This is a genomic window from Leifsonia soli, assembly GCF_013408745.1.
GTDB lineage: Bacteria > Actinomycetota > Actinomycetes > Actinomycetales > Microbacteriaceae > Leifsonia > Leifsonia soli.
The window spans coordinates 2915172-2930202 of the sequence record NZ_JACCBJ010000001.1 but is presented as its reverse complement, the minus strand read 5'-3'; the positions used below and the strand labels follow the sequence as shown (position 1 = coordinate 2930202).

At 71.2% G+C, this 15031-nt stretch carries 20 protein-coding genes; 10 read left to right on the top strand and 10 right to left on the bottom strand.

Annotated features, from left to right (window positions below; translation table 11 throughout):
- Window position 1: 1 nt before the first annotated feature.
- The 4 genes from BJ963_RS19440 to BJ963_RS14080 are packed head-to-tail and all read left to right on the top strand — an operon-like array spanning window position 2 to window position 2724.
- Complete coding sequence (locus BJ963_RS19440; RefSeq protein ID WP_179457265.1) at window positions 2–1246, top strand: histidine kinase; 1245 nt, start codon at window positions 2–4, stop codon at window positions 1244–1246.
- Window positions 1243–1866 carry a response regulator gene (locus BJ963_RS14090; protein WP_179457264.1) on the top strand — a complete coding sequence of 208 codons (624 nt, stop codon included), beginning with the start codon at window positions 1243–1245 and terminating at the stop codon, window positions 1864–1866. The genes BJ963_RS19440 and BJ963_RS14090 overlap by 4 nt, the downstream gene beginning before the upstream one ends.
- 22 nt (window positions 1867–1888) lie before the next feature.
- The gene (locus tag BJ963_RS14085) at window positions 1889–2518 is read left to right on the top strand and encodes a TMEM175 family protein (protein WP_089916329.1); all 630 of its coding nucleotides are present in this window, start codon (window positions 1889–1891) and stop codon (window positions 2516–2518) included.
- 17 nt (window positions 2519–2535) lie between these two features.
- The gene (locus BJ963_RS14080; protein WP_089916332.1) at window positions 2536–2724 is read left to right on the top strand and encodes a hypothetical protein; all 189 of its coding nucleotides are present in this window, start codon (window positions 2536–2538) and stop codon (window positions 2722–2724) included.
- 56 nt (window positions 2725–2780) lie between these two features.
- On the opposite strand, the gene BJ963_RS14075 is transcribed toward BJ963_RS14080, so the two are convergent.
- Window positions 2781–3008, bottom strand: coding sequence for a hypothetical protein (locus BJ963_RS14075; protein ID WP_089916333.1), 228 nt, complete (start codon window positions 3006–3008; stop codon window positions 2781–2783).
- Window positions 3009–3130: 122 nt separating this feature from the next.
- On the opposite strand from BJ963_RS14075, the gene BJ963_RS14070 reads away from it, so the two are divergent.
- Together BJ963_RS14070 and BJ963_RS14065 are read left to right on the top strand one after the other, a co-directional pair.
- Window positions 3131–6013, top strand: coding sequence for a hypothetical protein (locus tag BJ963_RS14070; protein WP_179457263.1), 2883 nt, complete (start codon window positions 3131–3133; stop codon window positions 6011–6013).
- A 209-nt stretch (window positions 6014–6222) separates the two neighbouring features.
- The gene (locus BJ963_RS14065; protein WP_179457262.1) at window positions 6223–6537 is read left to right on the top strand and encodes a hypothetical protein; all 315 of its coding nucleotides are present in this window, start codon (window positions 6223–6225) and stop codon (window positions 6535–6537) included.
- Window positions 6538–6617: 80 nt separating this feature from the next.
- Here the strand turns inward: BJ963_RS14065 and BJ963_RS14060 are convergent, their stop codons facing one another.
- The 4 genes from BJ963_RS14060 to BJ963_RS14045 form a co-directional block, all read right to left on the bottom strand.
- Complete coding sequence (locus BJ963_RS14060) at window positions 6618–6812, bottom strand: hypothetical protein (protein WP_089916342.1); 195 nt, start codon at window positions 6810–6812, stop codon at window positions 6618–6620.
- A gap of 27 nt (window positions 6813–6839) precedes the next feature.
- Complete coding sequence (locus BJ963_RS14055) at window positions 6840–7187, bottom strand: hypothetical protein (protein ID WP_179457261.1); 348 nt, start codon at window positions 7185–7187, stop codon at window positions 6840–6842.
- Window positions 7184–7483 (bottom strand): hypothetical protein, encoded by a 300-nt coding sequence (locus BJ963_RS14050; RefSeq protein WP_089916348.1) that lies wholly within the window; start codon window positions 7481–7483, stop codon window positions 7184–7186. The genes BJ963_RS14055 and BJ963_RS14050 overlap by 4 nt, the downstream gene beginning before the upstream one ends.
- A gap of 84 nt (window positions 7484–7567) precedes the next feature.
- Window positions 7568–8236 (bottom strand): HAD family hydrolase, encoded by a 669-nt coding sequence (locus tag BJ963_RS14045; protein WP_179457260.1) that lies wholly within the window; start codon window positions 8234–8236, stop codon window positions 7568–7570.
- Window positions 8237–8291: 55 nt separating this feature from the next.
- On the opposite strand from BJ963_RS14045, the gene BJ963_RS14040 reads away from it, so the two are divergent.
- Complete coding sequence (locus BJ963_RS14040; RefSeq protein WP_179457259.1) at window positions 8292–9110, top strand: SDR family oxidoreductase; 819 nt, start codon at window positions 8292–8294, stop codon at window positions 9108–9110.
- Window positions 9111–9112: 2 nt separating this feature from the next.
- Here the strand turns inward: BJ963_RS14040 and BJ963_RS14035 are convergent, their stop codons facing one another.
- Both BJ963_RS14035 and BJ963_RS14030 read right to left on the bottom strand, forming a co-directional pair.
- Window positions 9113–9808 carry a hypothetical protein gene (locus tag BJ963_RS14035; RefSeq protein ID WP_089916353.1) on the bottom strand — a complete coding sequence of 232 codons (696 nt, stop codon included), beginning with the start codon at window positions 9806–9808 and terminating at the stop codon, window positions 9113–9115.
- A 31-nt stretch (window positions 9809–9839) separates the two neighbouring features.
- A complete protein-coding gene (locus BJ963_RS14030; RefSeq protein ID WP_089916356.1) occupies window positions 9840–10088 on the bottom strand; it encodes a hypothetical protein in 249 nt (82 codons plus the stop codon).
- A 168-nt stretch (window positions 10089–10256) separates the two neighbouring features.
- On the opposite strand from BJ963_RS14030, the gene BJ963_RS14025 reads away from it, so the two are divergent.
- Window positions 10257–11180 carry a metallophosphoesterase gene (locus tag BJ963_RS14025; RefSeq protein ID WP_179457258.1) on the top strand — a complete coding sequence of 308 codons (924 nt, stop codon included), beginning with the start codon at window positions 10257–10259 and terminating at the stop codon, window positions 11178–11180.
- A 94-nt stretch (window positions 11181–11274) separates the two neighbouring features.
- Here the strand turns inward: BJ963_RS14025 and BJ963_RS14020 are convergent, their stop codons facing one another.
- On the bottom strand, window positions 11275–12867 hold the full coding sequence (locus BJ963_RS14020) for a stealth family protein (protein ID WP_089916361.1): 1593 nt from the start codon (window positions 12865–12867) through the stop codon (window positions 11275–11277).
- An 88-nt stretch (window positions 12868–12955) separates the two neighbouring features.
- On the opposite strand from BJ963_RS14020, the gene BJ963_RS19435 reads away from it, so the two are divergent.
- Both BJ963_RS19435 and BJ963_RS14015 read left to right on the top strand, forming a co-directional pair.
- Window positions 12956–13084: a hypothetical protein gene (locus BJ963_RS19435; protein ID WP_281363855.1), complete on the top strand. Its 129-nt coding sequence runs from the start codon at window positions 12956–12958 to the stop codon at window positions 13082–13084.
- Window positions 13085–13093: 9 nt separating this feature from the next.
- Window positions 13094–13855, top strand: a complete 762-nt coding sequence (locus tag BJ963_RS14015) for an alpha/beta fold hydrolase (protein ID WP_179457257.1) — start codon at window positions 13094–13096, stop codon at window positions 13853–13855.
- A 130-nt stretch (window positions 13856–13985) separates the two neighbouring features.
- Here BJ963_RS14015 and BJ963_RS14010 read toward each other — a convergent pair whose 3' ends face one another.
- Together BJ963_RS14010 and BJ963_RS14005 are read right to left on the bottom strand one after the other, a co-directional pair.
- The gene (locus BJ963_RS14010; RefSeq protein WP_179457256.1) at window positions 13986–14480 is read right to left on the bottom strand and encodes an SRPBCC family protein; all 495 of its coding nucleotides are present in this window, start codon (window positions 14478–14480) and stop codon (window positions 13986–13988) included.
- Complete coding sequence (locus tag BJ963_RS14005; protein ID WP_179457255.1) at window positions 14477–14854, bottom strand: ArsR/SmtB family transcription factor; 378 nt, start codon at window positions 14852–14854, stop codon at window positions 14477–14479. The genes BJ963_RS14010 and BJ963_RS14005 overlap by 4 nt, the downstream gene beginning before the upstream one ends.
- Between the last annotated feature and the right edge of the window lie 177 nt (window positions 14855–15031).

Sequence of the window (15031 nt, the reverse complement as noted above, 5' to 3'; positions counted from 1 at the left end):
CGTGACGGAGCGCGTGGACGACCGCTGGTTCGGGGACTGGATCGGCTACTCGGCGGCGGCGACCCTGGCCTCGGTGCTGCTCATCCTGGCCAACCCGATCACCGGGTATCCGCGGACCATCGCCTCCGCCGCCCTCGTCCTCGCGCTCTTCCCGGTCTACTGGTACCTGGCCCGGCCGAGCCGCGCCGGCGTCCGCGGCAACAGCTGGCAGGCGTGGACGTACGTTGGCATCTCGACCGCGGTGTACTTCGTCGCGTACGGGCTCAACAACTGGGCGAACATCGCGCTGTTCATCCTCTCGCCGCAGTTCTTCCTCGTCCTCTCCGCGGTCTCTGCGGCCGTCGCGATCGTCGTCATCAACATCGGCGGTGTGCTGATCCGCTGGCTGATCGGCGCCCTCGCGCCGGGGGACGTCGCGGGGACGGTCGGCCTGACCATCCTCGTGATCGCCGTCTCCATCTACTTCAGCAACCGCATCACGGCCGTGACGAAGGAGAGCCGCGAGCGCGGACTGCTCATCCGGCGGCTGCGCGAGCAGCAGCGTGAGATCGCGGAGCTGTCCGAGCAGCAGGGGGCGGCGGCCGAGCGGGAGCGCATCGCCCGCGAGATGCACGACACGCTCGCCCAGGGCTTCACGAGCATCGTCACCCTCGGCCACGCCGTGCAGGGGGAGCTGGACTCCGATCCGGCGACCGCCCGGCGGCATGTGGAGCTGATGACCGAGACGGCGCAGGAGAACCTGCAGGAGTCTCGGCGGATCATCGCGGCGCTCACTCCCGGGCGCCTCGCCGAATCGACGCTGGAGCAGGCGCTCGGGCGCGTCGCCGGCCGGTTCGAGGAGGAGACCGGAGTGCCCGTCGCCTTCCACGTCACGGGCGACGCGCGTCCGGCGCCTGCGGCCATCGAAGTGGTGGCGCTGCGGGTGTTCCAGGAGGCGCTCGCCAACGTGCGCAAGCACGCCGAGGCCCGGCGCGTCGAGGCGACGCTCGCCTACGAGCCGGGCACGGTGGCCGTGACGGTGCGCGACGACGGCCACGGGTTCGATGCGGCCGCACCGCGCGCCGGCTTCGGCCTCGACGGCATGCGGGCCCGCGTGCGCGAAGTCGGAGGTGACTTCGAGCTGGCGACTGCTCCCGGCGAGGGGACGCGGCTGAGCGTGCGCCTGCCGGCCGAGCCGGTTGCCCCGTCCGCCGCCCCGCCCGCGGCATCCACCCCCGAGCCGTACCGCACCGAGGAGGCACCGTGATCCGCATCGTGCTGGCCGACGACCACCCCGTCGTGCGCGAGGGCATCCGCGGGATGCTGCAGGGCTACGACGACATCGAGGTGGTGGGGCAGGCGGGCAGCGGGCCGGAGGCCGTCGCGCTCGTCGCGGCGCTCGCGCCGGATCTGGTGCTGATGGACCTGCGGATGCCCGGGGGCGACGGCGTCGAGGCGACCCGCACGATCGTCGCCGCGCATCCCGCCACGCGGGTCGTCGTGCTGACGACGTACGAGACGGACCAGGACATCCTGCGCGCCATCGAGGCCGGAGCGAGCGGCTACCTGCTGAAGGACATCGCGCCCGCCGAACTCGCCCGGTCCGTCCGGTCGGCGGCCGCGGGCGAGACCGTACTCGCCACCTCCGCGGCGACGGCGCTGCTCGGCCGGGTCCAGGGCAGGCAGGCGGCGCCCGCGCTCTCGGTGCAGGAGGTCCGGGTGCTCCGCCTCGCCGCCGACGGGCGCACCAACGCGGCGATCGGCTCCGAGCTGTTCATCGGCGAGGCGACCGTGAAGACCTACCTGAGCCGGGCGTACGAGAAGCTCGGCGTCTCCGACCGCACCTCGGCGGTCCGCCGCGCCCTCGAGCTGGGGTTGCTCGACTGAGCCGGTGGGGCAGAATGTCCGCATGGCGGTGATCAGGACGGAGCGCGGGCTCGACCGGCTCGTGAACTTCTCCGACGCCACGGTCGCCATCGCGATCACGCTGCTCATCCTGCCGCTGGTCGACGCGGCCTCTCGGCTGGGCGGCAAGTCGTTCGGCGACTTCCTCGCCGAGAACGGCTGGGAGATCTTCGCGTTCGTCATCTCGTTCGCCGTCATCGCGCGCTTCTGGGTGGTCCATCACCGCATGTTCGAGAGCGTCGGCGACTACAACAGCTGGGTCGTCTGGTTCAACTTCCTCTGGCTGCTCGCCATCGTCGCGATCCCGTTCAGCGCGAACGTGCTCGCCGAATCCGACGGTCAGCGCGCGGAGGTCTATGCGCTGTACATCGGCGACATGCTCGTCGCGACCATCGCGACCCGGCTGATCGCCGAGGTGCTGTACCGCAACCCCGAACTGCTCGTCGAAGAGGCACGGACCACCATCGACCGGACCAACGGAGTCGCCGAGGCGAGCATCATGGCCGTCGCGCTCGTGCTCGCCGTGCTGGTCCCGAGCGTCAACCTGTTCTGGTTGTTCCTGCTCTTCCTGTCGGGGCCGCTGCACGCGCTCCTGCACCGGCTGGTGTACGGCCCTTCCCAGACGACGGCCTGAGGGCTAGCGTTCGGGGCATGCGCCTGAAGACCCTTCTCATCCTGGCCGCCGTCGCCGTCGCGTACCTCCTCGGAGCCCGCGCCGGGCGCGAACGCTACGAGCAGATCACCGAGGCCGTGACGTCGTTCTGGAACGCGCCCGACGTCAAGAAGGCTCGCAAGAAGGCCAAGGCTCAGGCTCAGAAGGCGCGCAAGCGCCTCTCCTGACCGCGGCGTGACCCGCGCGGATCCAGCCCGAGCGGATCCGACGGGGTCAGTACGGCTCAGGGCTCGTCGTAGTCCCCGTCGGTGTACTCGCCTTCGGGGGCGTCGGCGGGCTCGTCCGCGTCCGTGTACGTGCCCTCGACCGCGGGGTCGGGGCCCGGGTTGCCCTCGGTCTCGGTGTACTGACCGTGGATGGTGCGCTCGTGCGGCGCCTCGCCGTCGACCTCGGTGTAGCTGCCCTCGAGGTTCTCGCGTGCGTCGCCGGTCGGCTGCTCTGCGTTGCTCATATGAGGGACATTACGCCGTGCCGTCCCGCTCGGCTACAGGTGCGGCGCACCCGACGTCGGCGTAGACGCCCGGCCCGGGCCGAGAGTAGTCTGCGCCCGTCACCCGGACGATCGGCGGAGGCATGAGCGACGAGGCGCGGCCCCACGAATGGCCCCATCATGTGCTGGAGCTGCGCATCCACGGCATCAAGAACACTCCGCCGACGGAGATGCTGGGACGCGAGCAGAGCGAGCTGCGGCAGACGCAGGGCGACGAGAACGGCGGCTTCTGGTGGGCGCCCGCGCAGGATGAGCCCGAGCGCGATCCCGACGACGCCCCCGGCACGATCGACCCGGCCGTTCCTCCGCCGGACGTGCGGACGGAGGCGTACTCGTGGGGACGGCTGGCCCGGTACGGCTCCGGACCGCTGCTGTTCATCGGCCAGCTGTTCGTCCAGCTCGCCTGGCTGCTGCTCGCCCCGTTCGGTCTGGCCAACTCCGCCTACTGGACCAGGCGCATCCCGACGCAGCGGCCCGGCGGCGAGTGGGATGCCGGGGTCGGCGGCGCCTCGCTCCGCATCTTCGCGCTCGGCCTGACCCTTCTCTACGTCTGCGCGCTCGGGTCGGTGAGCCTCGACCTCGGTGTGCAGTGCGTGACGGGGACGGCCTGCACGGCGCTCCCGGAGGCGGTGACCGGCTTCTTCGCGAACGCGCCGCTCAGCTGGCGCGGCCCGCAGCTCTCCCTGCTGTCGCTCGTCCCGATCGCGGGTGTCCTGCTGCTCTACCTCGTGTCGCGTCGGGCCCGCGCGCGGTACGAGGCGGCGATCTTCGACGCGGCCGACCGGATGGGCGGGCGCGGCGTCCGGCGCACCGGCCGGCTGCGTCCGCTCGCGTCGGAGGGGTTCTGGCGCACCGCGCGCGTCGGCTCCCCGACCGAGCGCCTGCACCTGGCCGCGACGTTTCTCCTGGTCGCCCTGCTGCTCGCCTGGGACCGCATGTTCGCGGGGGCCGCCGCCTGCGTCAAGCTGCAGACGTTCGTCTCCGGCGAGTGCCTCGGCGCGGCGTTCGGCTCGCGCGATGCGCTCGCGCTGAGCGGCGGCATCCTGGCGGCGGCCGGCCTGATCGTCACCATCGTGCTGGTCGGCGTGTTCGCCGAGACGACCACCCCGGGCGATGCGGGCGACGCGTCGGTCGACGAGTTCCTGCGCGACCGCCTCCGCAGCACGGGGACCGTCACCGCCTGGGTGCTGCTCGTCTCCGTGCTCGTCTACCTGTACGTCGGGGCCTCGCTGTGGTTCGGCGGCGAGTACGACGCGCCTCCGTCCGGAGCGTTCCTGGGGCTGGCGACCGCGCCCTCCATCATCCTCGGGGTGCTGCTGGCCATCTGCGTCTCGGCGCTGGGCTGGCGGCGGGGAGTGCCGCATTGGCTGTCGATCGCGCTGATGACCGGGGCGGGGCTGGCCTTCCTCGCCGGTGTCGCCCAGAATCCGCCGACGCAGGACGCCGCACCGGGAGCCCTGCGTCTGCCGCTGTTCGCCGTGGCGGCCGTGCTGACGCTCGCGCAGCTGATCGTGGTGTGGCGCTGGCCGCATTCCGCGCGCGGTCGCCGCGCCGGGCCTCCCGGGCGGTTCCGGGCCGAGGGCTGGGCAGGGATGGGCCCCGGCGTGATCATGCTGCTGTCGCTGGGCGCCGCGATGATCCTCTCCACCCTGCTCGTGCTCGGCGTGCAGGGCTGGCTGGTCAGCGGGTCGACGCCGTGCGGCTGCGCGACCCCGCCGCACGCGGTGCTGCGCCCGCCGATCGTCTACCACAACTTCGGCGACGTGCTCCCGTTCATCGCCATCGCGCTCGGTCTTGTCGGGGTGGGCGTCGCCGCCGCGGTGCTGCGCTGGGTGCCGCTGCTGACGACGCCCCGCACGCGCGACGGCCGCCGCCCGCTGCTGGAGCAGGTGGATGCGTACCGCGACGGCCGCATCGCCGCGAGCACCACGGCCGACCGGCTGGCGCTGAAGATCCTGCGCGCCCGCCGGCTGGCCGCGCTGGTGCACAGGGGGGAGCCCATCCTCGGCATCCTCGCCGGGCTGCTCGCCGCCGGCTTCGTCGTCGCGCTCGCCGTCTCCTACTCGGTCGTCTTCCGCTCGATCGACGCCCTCGTCGGGCCGGCGCTCGCCGTGATCGCCGCGGGCATCCTCGCCGTCGTCGTCGAGAACGCGCTGACGGCCAAGGAGCGCCCGATCAGCATCATGTGGGACCTCATGTGCTTCCTCCCGCGGGCCGGCCATCCGTTCGGGCCGCCGTGCTACGCGGAGCGCGTGGTGCCGGAGCTGCGCGACCGGGTCACCGACTGGCTGACGCACGACCTGGAGCCGCCGGAGGGCCTCACCCTCGCCGAACGTCTCCGCTGGCGCGACGAGCAGGAGGAGGCCGCACTCGGCGAGGAGCGCCCGTTCCGCGTGGTCCTCTCGGCCCACAGCCTGGGCGCGGTGCTGGCGGTCTCGACGCTCTTCACACTGCGGCCCGACGACGCGCAGCGGCTGCGCAACGTGGCACTGCTCACCTACGGCTCGCAGCTGCGCGTCTACTTCGGACGTTTCTTCCCCGAGCTGTTCGGCCCGGACGCCCTCGGAACGCTCGGCTCCCGTCGCCCCCTGCTCGGCAAAGCCGACCCCTGGTTCACCCAGGTGGAGCGGGATCAGGACGGCGACCCGGTCGTGATCGGGGCGTCCGGTGCATCCGACCCGTCGCTCGTGGAGCTCCTGACCCAGCCCGACGGATCCGTCGCCTGGATCAACCTGTGGCGGCGGACGGACTACCTCGGCTTCCCGGTGAACAGCTACCGCCTCGAAGACCGCCGCCCGGACGACATCGACCGGGGTGCCGACGAGTTCGGGCCGCCGCGCTACCTCGTGAAGGTGGCGACGCATCCCGACTACCAGTCCGCGCCGCAGTACCGGGTTGCGCTCCTCGACCTCATCGCCCGCCTCGAGACCCCCGCCCCACCCGGCACCCCATCCCGCCGCTCCTGAGTTTTTCGCCCATTTCGGCCGTGAATCGGCGAAAAACTCCGGAACTGTCAGCTGGGTGGGCGCCGGCGGGAGGGACCCCCCTTGCGGCCACGCGAGGTGGGGCGTTTGGTGGGCCGTGACCGACACCCGCGCCGGAGACGACGACGGGGACTCCGCCGCCTCGTACAGCGAAGAGGGCAAGCCGTGAGGCGCCCGGGAAGGAGCGAAGCATGAGCGACACCAGCGGACTGCCGAACACGGACGCCGAGGGCGTTCCGGCCGAGGACAAGCCCGAGCGCTTCGAGCAGGGCCAGGGCGGCGACGCCGAGCGTGACGCCCAGGCAGCCGAGCCCGCCGGGACGCAGCCCGGCCCGTCCGGAGACGTCTCCGAACCGCACGAGACGGGAGTCGCACCGGAGGGGGCAGAGGATGTGACGCCCGCCGGCGGCGGAACCGACCAGGCCGAGCCGCCGCCCGCCGACTTCGATCCGGCCGACCGGCCGTCCAACCCGGACCTCGTGGGGAACGTCGAGCCCCCGGACTGATCCGCCGCATCCAGCCACCGGCTCCCCGCCGGTACCCGACCGGCCCCGCCCTCCTCATCCCAGGGCGGGGCTGCTCACGTTCAGACGCGCGGCCGCCCGGCCAGCCAGCAGGCACCGGCGACCAGCCCCACGACGCACATCCCGACGCCGACGCCGAGCACCGGGGCATCGCCGCCGGTCCTCGGCAGCAGCAGGCCGACCACGACGAGCAGCGCGCCGACGTTGAGCGCCACGGCGGCGACCCAGCCGAGTGTCGTGCGCAGCGTCGCGTTCATCCGGGCAATCGTAGCCCGTCGCGTCGCCTACTCTCCGTCGATCAGCTCCAGCAGCCGCTTGGCCTCGCGGGCGAGGTCGTCGTGGTCGTTCTGGGCGGCGCGGCTCTCCAGCGAGATCACAGCGCAGCGGTGCACCCTCGCGAAGTCGCCGTACGGGAAGCTGAAGCGCCCCTTCGTCTCTTCGCTCTTGTCCGGGTCCTCGCCGAGATGCCAGAGGGCGTAGTCGTCCCAGCCGTTCTTCTCGACGTAACGGTTCTCGTCGTCGGCGCTGGGGGCGTGCTCGCTCCAGTCGTCGCGCTCGTCGTGGACGACCGCGCCCTGCTCGACCAGCTTCCTGGCGTGCTCGAGCGCCGCGTGGTTGAGCCGGACCGTCATGCTTCCCCCTGGTTGCCTGTCGCGGCGGTCTCGGCGTCCAGCGACTCGTTGATGAGGGAGGCGACGAGCATCCTCCAGTCGGACCCTTCGTGCAGCGTCTCCGTGTACCCGGGAGGCACCGCGCCGAAGACCGGCTCGTGCTCCTCGCCTTCGACCGCGACGCGGACCAGGGTCCCCAGTTCCGCGTGCGACTCGTCGAGGACGACCCACACCCCCGCGGCCTTCTTCTCCACGTGGAAGATGCGTCCCCGGTACGGATACCGCACGCTGGACATCTCGAGCTCGCTCGCCGACATGGCGACTCCTCTCGTCGGACTCGTCGGCACCTATGGAACGCCCAGCGCCCGCGGTTGGCAAGAGGGATCTCGGCGGCCGCCCTCTCAGGCGGAGCGTCCCCCGCTGAGCACGCCGTCGATCCGGGCGAGCAGGTCGGCGGGATCGTCGAACACCGACACCGCCCCCGCCTCCAGCAGCTCGGAGGGCCCGACGCCGCCCGACAGCAGGCCGGCGGACCGGACGTGCGCCCGTGCCGCGGCCATCATGTCCCAGACGGAGTCGCCGACGAAGAGCGCATCGGAAGGTGCGCTTCCCGCACGCTCCAGCGCGACCTCGATGATCCCGGGTTCCGGCTTGGCCGTCGCCACGTCGTCGGCGTTGGTGGTGGCGTGGATGGCGTCCCCCGCATCCAGCACGTCCATCAGCAGTTCCAGCTCGTCCTCCGGGGCGGAGGTCGCGAGCACCACCCGGATGCCGCGGGACGAGAGCTCGCGCAGCAGATCGGCCGCCCCGTCGAACGCCCGCAGCCGCCCGGCCTGCTCGCGGTAGTACCGCGAGTGCAGGTCCTTCGACCGGCCGATCCAGTCGTCGTCGCGGTCGCCGACGAGCTCCTCCAGCAGCTTCGCCGAGTCCTGCCCGATGGCGCGGTGGATGCGCCACGAATCCACCGGAGTGCCCATGTCGGCGAACGCGCGACTCCACGCGTCGACGTGGAGGAAGTTGGAGTCGACGAGGGTCCCGTCGACGTCGAAGAGCACTGCGGAGATCGTCATGCTCCACGACTACCACCCCTTGCGCGCGCCCGGCATGGGGTGCACCGTTCCGGGCATGGCTGATCACTCGTATCCGGAACTCACCGACCCGCGCACCGCCATCGTCACCGGCTCCGACTCCGGCATCGGGCGGGCGACCGCGATCGCCCTCGCCCGGGCGGGCATGGACGTCGGCATCACCTGGCACTCCGACGAGGAGGGCGCGGAGGAGACCGCGCGCCTCGTCCGCGAGGCCGGTCTTCGTGCCGTCGTCGCGCAGCTCGACACCACCGACGCCCCGGCCTGCGGCGACGTCGTGGACCGCATGGCCGACGAACTCGGCGGCTGCGACGTCTTCGTCAACAACGCCGGCCTGAACGGCGGAACCCCCTTCTTCGAGACCGACTGGGAGACGTGGCGGAAGACGGTGTGTGCCGACCTCGACGGCGCCTTCGTCTGCATCCAGCGCATGGCCCGACGGATGGTGGATGCGGGACGCGGCGGCCGCATCATCGGCGTCACGAGCGTCCACGAGCACCAGCCGCGTGTCGGCTCGGCCGCCTACGACGCGGCGAAGCACGGCCTCGGCGGCCTGCTCAAGACGCTGGCGCTGGAGCTCGGCGAGTACGGCATCACCGCGAACGCCGTCGCGCCGGGGGAGATCTCGACGCCGATGAACGACGCGGAGGACGAGGACCCGCGCGAGGTCCACCGCCCCGGCGTCCCGCTCGGCCGCCCCGGCGACGCCCGGGAGATCGCCGCGGTGATCGCGTTCCTGGCGTCGCCTGCCGCGTCGTACGTCACCGGAGCCTCGTGGGCGGTCGACGGCGGGATGCTGCAGATGGGCCCGCAGGCCGGATCCCACCTGACCTCCGACGACTGGCGCCGCCTCTGACCTCAGCCGATCAGCGAGACGGCCCGCGCGATCACGAGCGCGAGCAGCGAGAATCCGGCGAACGACTCCAGCGACATCAGCAGCTTCGCGCGGTGGGTCAGCGGCATGGTGTCCGTCGGGCTGAACGCCATCGAGTTCGACAGCGAGAAGTAGAAGTAGTCGATGTAGTTCGGCACCCAGTCGGCCTGCTTGCTGGATCCGCGTGCCACCTCGTCGACGGCGTCGTGGTCCTCGTCCTGGGGGAAGCGGAAGTCCGCCAGTGCCAGCTTCGGCCGGGGGACGGTGGCCCGTGCGATCGGGCCGCCGCGGTCGAGCACCCAGAACACCAGCGCGAACGCGATCACATTGGTCAGCCACACCTGCAGCGACGCGAGCAGCAGCTCATACCCGTTGCCGTGCTTGTTCAGCAGCCGGACCACGGTCTCCGCGAACGCGATCTGGTTGGCGACCAGGATGAAGATCGCCAGCGCGATCTCGGCCCGGCGCGACCACCGCGACTCCCGGGTGAGCCGATGCGGGTTGTAGAGAACGAGGGCGACCACCATCAGCAGGCACACCCCGACGACGGCGTACCGCTCCAGCAGGGGGACGACGCTGGGGAGGAACGCGTACGCCGCCAGGGCGACGAGCGTGGCGATCACGGCGGGCCAGCGGTGCTCCGGCTGGGCCGACCGCTCCCGCCTCTCGGTCTGTGTCACACCGGGAACAGTACGCTCCCGGGGAGGTCGCCTAGTTGAAGATCGCCCACTCGGAGCGGTCGAGCCGGGCGCGGCTGCCGTTGATCACGAGATACCACGACCCTTCGTCGCGATGGAGGTACTCGGCGAGGATGGTGGTGTACTTCCACTCACCCCCGACGAGCGACCACCGGATCAGGGAGATCAGCTGGCCCTGTCGCAGGTAGGGGACAGCGACGAAATCATCTTGACGATGGGGCTCCAATGACCGGTTGCGGGCCCCCGTCCGCTGCATGCTCATGCTGAACTGTAACTCCGCGCCCGGCCCCCTGGGTATACCTGAATTCACCCTGGGGTGAATTTCTGCGCGCGGTCGCGGAGGATCCGGCCTGAGATCCGTGTCGGCGGATCCAGGCGGCACACCGCGAGCGTTCACGACCCGTTCAGTTGGAAGTGGTGTGATAGCCCCGTGAAGACGCGAATCGCGGAATACCCGCGGCCGGACCACTTCCTCCTCCACATCAGCGATACCCATCTGCTGGCGGGAGGCGAACAGCTCTATGGCACCGTCGACAGCGAACAGCACCTCCGTGCCCTCCTCGCGGAGGTGGAGGCGTCGGGCGGGCGACCCGAGGCGATCGTCTTCACCGGCGACCTCGCCGACCGCGGCCAGCCCGACGCGTACGCGCGACTGCGCGCGCTGGTCGACCCGGCCGCCGAGCGGATGGGCGCCCGCGTCATCTGGGTGATGGGCAACCACGACGATCGTGCATCGTTCCGCCGGGGTCTGCGCGACGAGCTCGGCGACACGTCGCCGATCGACGACGTGTACTGGCTCGGCGGACTCCGCGTCATCGTCCTCGACTCCACCGTTCCCGGGCACCACTACGGCGACGTCAGCGAGTCGCAGCTGGACTGGCTGGCCGCCGAGCTGGCGATGGCGGCGCCCGAGGGCACCGTCCTCGCGATGCACCACCCGCCCATCCCGAGCGTGCTCGACCTCGCCGTCTCCGTGGAGCTGCGCGACCAGTCGCAGCTGCGCGAGGTGCTGGAGGGCAGCGATGTGCGCAGCATCCTGGCCGGGCACCTGCACTACTCGTCGACCGCGACGTTCGCGGGCATCCCCGTATCGGTGTCGTCGGCGAGCTGCTACACCCAGGACCTCAACGTGCCGGTCGGAGGCACGCGCGGGCGGGATGGGGCGCTCGCCTTCAACCTGGTGCACGTCTACCCGAACACCGTCCTGCACTCGGTTGTGCCGCTCGGGCACTACCCGACGCTCGACTACGTGGATGCGGAGGAGTCGGCCCGGCGCCTGGCCGCCGACGGCATCCGCATCCCTCCGGCGCCGCGTCGCGAGACCCCCACCGAGCCCATCAGCGTCCTCGCCTGACCCCCTCCCCCGGCCAAGATTTGGCGCAAATCGTCGCTATGAGCGCGCCATGACGAAGATTTGCGTCGCAATGAGCGCGCCACGGCGGCGGGGGTCAGCGCGCGGGGCGCTCCCAGGGGGCCGGGAACGGGAAGTAGCGCTCGAGGAAGTCGGTCACGATCCGCGTCCGCTCCTCGGGGCTGATCTCGGGCTTCGAGCCGTCGTTGAGACAGAACATGTCCTGGTCGCGCCGCTTGAGCAGCCGCCGCATCATGTCGGGCGCCTGCCGCAGCGTCGTCTCGATGTAGAGCACCTTCGCCTGCGTCTGCGTCACCGCCCGCCCGGTCATGAGCGCGTAGTAGTGGTACAGCGAGTTCGTGACGGAGATGTCGGTCGCCGAACGGAAGGGGCTCGCCGCGGTGCGCCGGAAGTCCTCGGCGAACTCGCGCTCCATCTCCCGCAGCACGCTGATGCGCAGCGGGGCGGCGCAGTGCTCCAGGTGCCGTGTCGTCACGGTGCCGAACCGCTCCCAGAGCAGGCGGCGGTTCACGCGCGCGGCGTTCTCGAAGCCGCTGCGCGTCGGGTCGGTCTCGCCGAGCCCGATGCGCGTTCCGGCCTCGACGAACTTGGTGATGCCGCCGGGCGAGAAGAACACATCGGGCGACAGCGGCCGGCCGATGAACATGTCGTCGTTGCTGTAGAGGAAATGCTCCGACAGCCCCGGGATGTGGTGCAGTTGGCTCTCCACCGCGTGCGAGTTGTGCGTGGGCAGCGTCGACGGGTCGGCGAAGAAGTCCTCGCTCCGCATGATGTGGATGCGCGGGTGCTCCGGGTCGAGCCACGGCGGCACCGGGGAGTCGGTCGCGATGTAGATGTTCCGGATCCACGGCGCGAACATGTGGACGCTGCGCAGCGCGTACTTGAGCTCGTCGATCTGCCGGAAGCGGGCCTCGTTGTCGTCGCCCTCCCCGACCACGTACGCCGCCATCCGCGCCGCGCGCTGTCGCTGGTACTCGGCGCTGGAGCCGTCGACCCACGAGAACACGATGTCGACGTCGAACGCGATGTCGCTCGCCAGCGGGTCGAACATGTGCTGGAGGGTGCGCCAGCGCCGCCCGTACAGCTCCACCTCCGCCTCGACCGCCTCGCTGCGGGGAAGGCGCGGCCGCATCAGGGCGTTCTCGCGGGGCGCGGTGATCTCGTCGTCGCCGAACCGCCAGAACTCGAGCTGGAACGCGGTCTCGGCGCCGTACCGCAGCCGGCCGATGGGCTCCAGCCGCGGGCGGTACAGGCGCAGGATGTCGGCTTTGCGGCGGGAGAGCCGGCCGTCGGCGATGAGCAGGTCGTCTCCGTGCTCATCCCTCTCGGGGTCGATGCTGCGCGAGTAGAAGGGCTCGTCGGCGAACGCGGCCGCGAGCACCGCCGACACCTCCTTGCGGCGCCGGCGGTCGAGCGCGACGATCAGGCGGTTGTCGTCGTCGCGGACGAGCAGGTACTCGAGACCGGCCTCGTCGAGCGCGTCGCGCACGGCGAGGAGGTCTTCGATCATGGACTCCCGCGGCGTGAAGGGGCCGGAGACCAGCGTGAAGAGCCCCTTGCGCTGCACGATGTCGTCGCGAGCGAACCGGGGCGCGCCAGGGCCGGGGTCGCGGGTGACGACGACGGGCTCGGGCTGGTCGGAGAGGGATGCGGGAGGATACTCAGCCATACACGCATTACTCTAGGCCGCTCTCGTGGGAGTGCGTTCCGCGGTACGAATCTGCGGCTGCGGTTCTCCGTGCAGGACGACGGCCGACGTGCGCAAGCGTCAGCGGATCGCCGCGGACGTGGCGATCGGCGCCGCCCGCTACGGCCAGGCGGGGGATGCCGTGGTGGACACGGTCGCACCGGGCGGAGTCCTCGACACCTCGATGCCGCTCCGCTAGCCTGCGGGCGTGGAACGCATCCCCCTGTATCGCGAATGGCATGGCGACCCCGACTCGCCGCATCCACCTCTCCTGCTGATCCACGGCGGCGGTTCCACGATCGAGTCGAACTGGGGGATGCTGCTGCCGCTGCTCGCGCCGACGCGATCGGTGCTCGCGGTCGAGCTGCAGGGGCACGGCCGGACGACCTCGGGTGGCCGTCCGGCGAGCTTCGAAGGCTCGGCGGATGACGTCGCGGCCGTGCTGGACGAGCTCCGCCTGGGCCCGGTGGATGTGCTGGGCTTCAGCAACGGCGGCCAGGTCGCTCTGCAGCTGGCGGCGCGGCATCCGTCCGCGGTGCGGCGGCTGATCGCGGCCTCGGCCCCGGTGCATCGAGCCGGGATGGTGGACGGCTTCTGGGACGGGCTCGCCGCCGGGACGTTCGACGATCTGCCCGCGCCGTACCGGGAGGCCGACCTCGCGGTCAGCCGCGACCCCGAGCATGCGCGGCGGATGTTCGACCTCGACCGCGAGCTCATGCTCGGGTTCCAGGACTTCCCCGACGCGCTCCTCGCCTCCGTGTCGGCGCCCACGCTCGTGGTTGGTGCGGATCGTGACGTGGTGCGGGCGGAACACTTCGTCGAGCTGGCGTCCCTGCTGCCGGACGCGCGCCTCCTCATCGTCCCCGGCATCCACGGCGACTACCTGGGCGAGCGTCTCGCCGCCGCGGGCGACCCGGGCCCGCTCCGCCGCACGCTGCCGCACCTCCTCGCCTTCCTCGACGCTCCCTGACTCGCGGGGCATTCCGTCTCTGGCTCCTCTCCGCCCCCCGTCGAGTACGCACAAATTGCACGCCCGCGATGCCCTGGGCGTGCAATTTGTGCGTACTCGACGGAGGGGCGGAGGGTCGGGAGGGGTGCGGTCAGCGGGTGACGTCGGCGGCGAGGAGGTCGTCGATCTGGGCGACGGCCTCGCGCATGCCCTGCTCCATGCCCATGGCCACCATCTCGTCCAGCTGCTTCGTGCTGACGAATCGGGTGAGCTGCGTCATGCGGGTGCGTCCGTCACGCTCCTCGAGCGTGGTCGTCATGCGGACGGGCTCCCCGGGCGCCGGGTTGCCGTCGTCGTCGGCGAAGCCGTCGTCCAGCGAGAGCCGGACCGGCGGCTCGATCTCGACGAACCGCCACCAGCCATGGGCTTTCGTGCCGTCGGGCCCGGTCATGTAGTAGGACGCCCGTCCCGCCGGCTCGAACTCGAACACCTCGAACGTGGCAGGCCAGGTCGGCGGTCCCCACCACCGCTCCAGCTGGCGCGGGTCGGACCACAGCTGCCACACGCGCTCCGGCGGGGCGTCGTACTCGGTGACGAACGTGAGCGTCAGCGCATCCACGTCCTTGTTCGACTCGATGAAGGTCATCGCTCGTTCCTCTCTGGTTCGGTGGTGCTCGGCGTGGTTCTGGCCTCCTCGGCGAGGATGCCGTCGATGGCGCGATCGCGACGGCGCCAGATCTCCTCGTAGGCGTCGAGCAGCCGGGACGCACGCCGGATCGTCTCCAGGTCTCCCGAGACGACGCGCTCGCGTCCGCGGGCCTGCTTGCGGACGAGTCCCGCCCGCTCGAGCACGGCGACGTGCTTCTGCACGGCGGCGAAGCTCATGTCGTATCGTCGGGCGAGCTCGCTGACCGAGTGCTCGCCCTGCAGCGACCGCGCGACGATATCCCGTCGGGTCGCATCCGCCAGTGCCTGGAAGATGCGATCGACCTCAGCATCCGTCAACTCATCTACAACCATTTGGTTGTACGTTAGCGCGGCGCACTGCGGGGCGCAACCCCCGGCTTGTCAAAGGCGGCATCAAGCTGCACAAACAGCCTTTGGCTTGCACTCGCGTCGCGATGCGGTGCAGCTAGTGCCATGGCCACCTCTCCCTGGCCTTCTCGAATATCGCCGGCGGGCATCGACCGTTCCCGC

Excerpts from the sequence above, each read along its gene's own strand:
- BJ963_RS14030 (WP_089916356.1), bottom strand. The coding sequence starts at position 10,088 with ATGAGCATGCAGCGGACGGGGGCCCGCAACCGGTCATTGGAGCCCCAT.
- BJ963_RS14060 (WP_089916342.1), bottom strand. The coding sequence starts at position 6,812 with ATGAACGCGACGCTGCGCACGACACTCGGCTGGGTCGCCGCCGTGGCG.
- BJ963_RS14075 (WP_089916333.1), bottom strand. The coding sequence starts at position 3,008 with ATGAGCAACGCAGAGCAGCCGACCGGCGACGCACGCGAGAACCTCGAG.
- BJ963_RS14050 (WP_089916348.1), bottom strand. The coding sequence starts at position 7,483 with ATGTCGGCGAGCGAGCTCGAGATGTCCAGCGTGCGGTATCCGTACCGG.
- BJ963_RS14040 (WP_179457259.1), top strand. The coding sequence starts at position 8,292 with ATGGCTGATCACTCGTATCCGGAACTCACCGACCCGCGCACCGCCATC.
- BJ963_RS14085 (WP_089916329.1), top strand. The coding sequence starts at position 1,889 with ATGGCGGTGATCAGGACGGAGCGCGGGCTCGACCGGCTCGTGAACTTC.
- BJ963_RS14055 (WP_179457261.1), bottom strand. The coding sequence starts at position 7,187 with ATGACGGTCCGGCTCAACCACGCGGCGCTCGAGCACGCCAGGAAGCTG.
- BJ963_RS14005 (WP_179457255.1), bottom strand. The coding sequence starts at position 14,854 with ATGGTTGTAGATGAGTTGACGGATGCTGAGGTCGATCGCATCTTCCAG.
- BJ963_RS14010 (WP_179457256.1), bottom strand. The coding sequence starts at position 14,480 with ATGACCTTCATCGAGTCGAACAAGGACGTGGATGCGCTGACGCTCACG.
- BJ963_RS14080 (WP_089916332.1), top strand. The coding sequence starts at position 2,536 with ATGCGCCTGAAGACCCTTCTCATCCTGGCCGCCGTCGCCGTCGCGTAC.
- BJ963_RS14065 (WP_179457262.1), top strand. The coding sequence starts at position 6,223 with ATGAGCGACACCAGCGGACTGCCGAACACGGACGCCGAGGGCGTTCCG.
- BJ963_RS14020 (WP_089916361.1), bottom strand. The coding sequence starts at position 12,867 with ATGGCTGAGTATCCTCCCGCATCCCTCTCCGACCAGCCCGAGCCCGTC.
- BJ963_RS14070 (WP_179457263.1), top strand. The coding sequence starts at position 3,131 with ATGAGCGACGAGGCGCGGCCCCACGAATGGCCCCATCATGTGCTGGAG.
- BJ963_RS14045 (WP_179457260.1), bottom strand. The coding sequence starts at position 8,236 with ATGACGATCTCCGCAGTGCTCTTCGACGTCGACGGGACCCTCGTCGAC.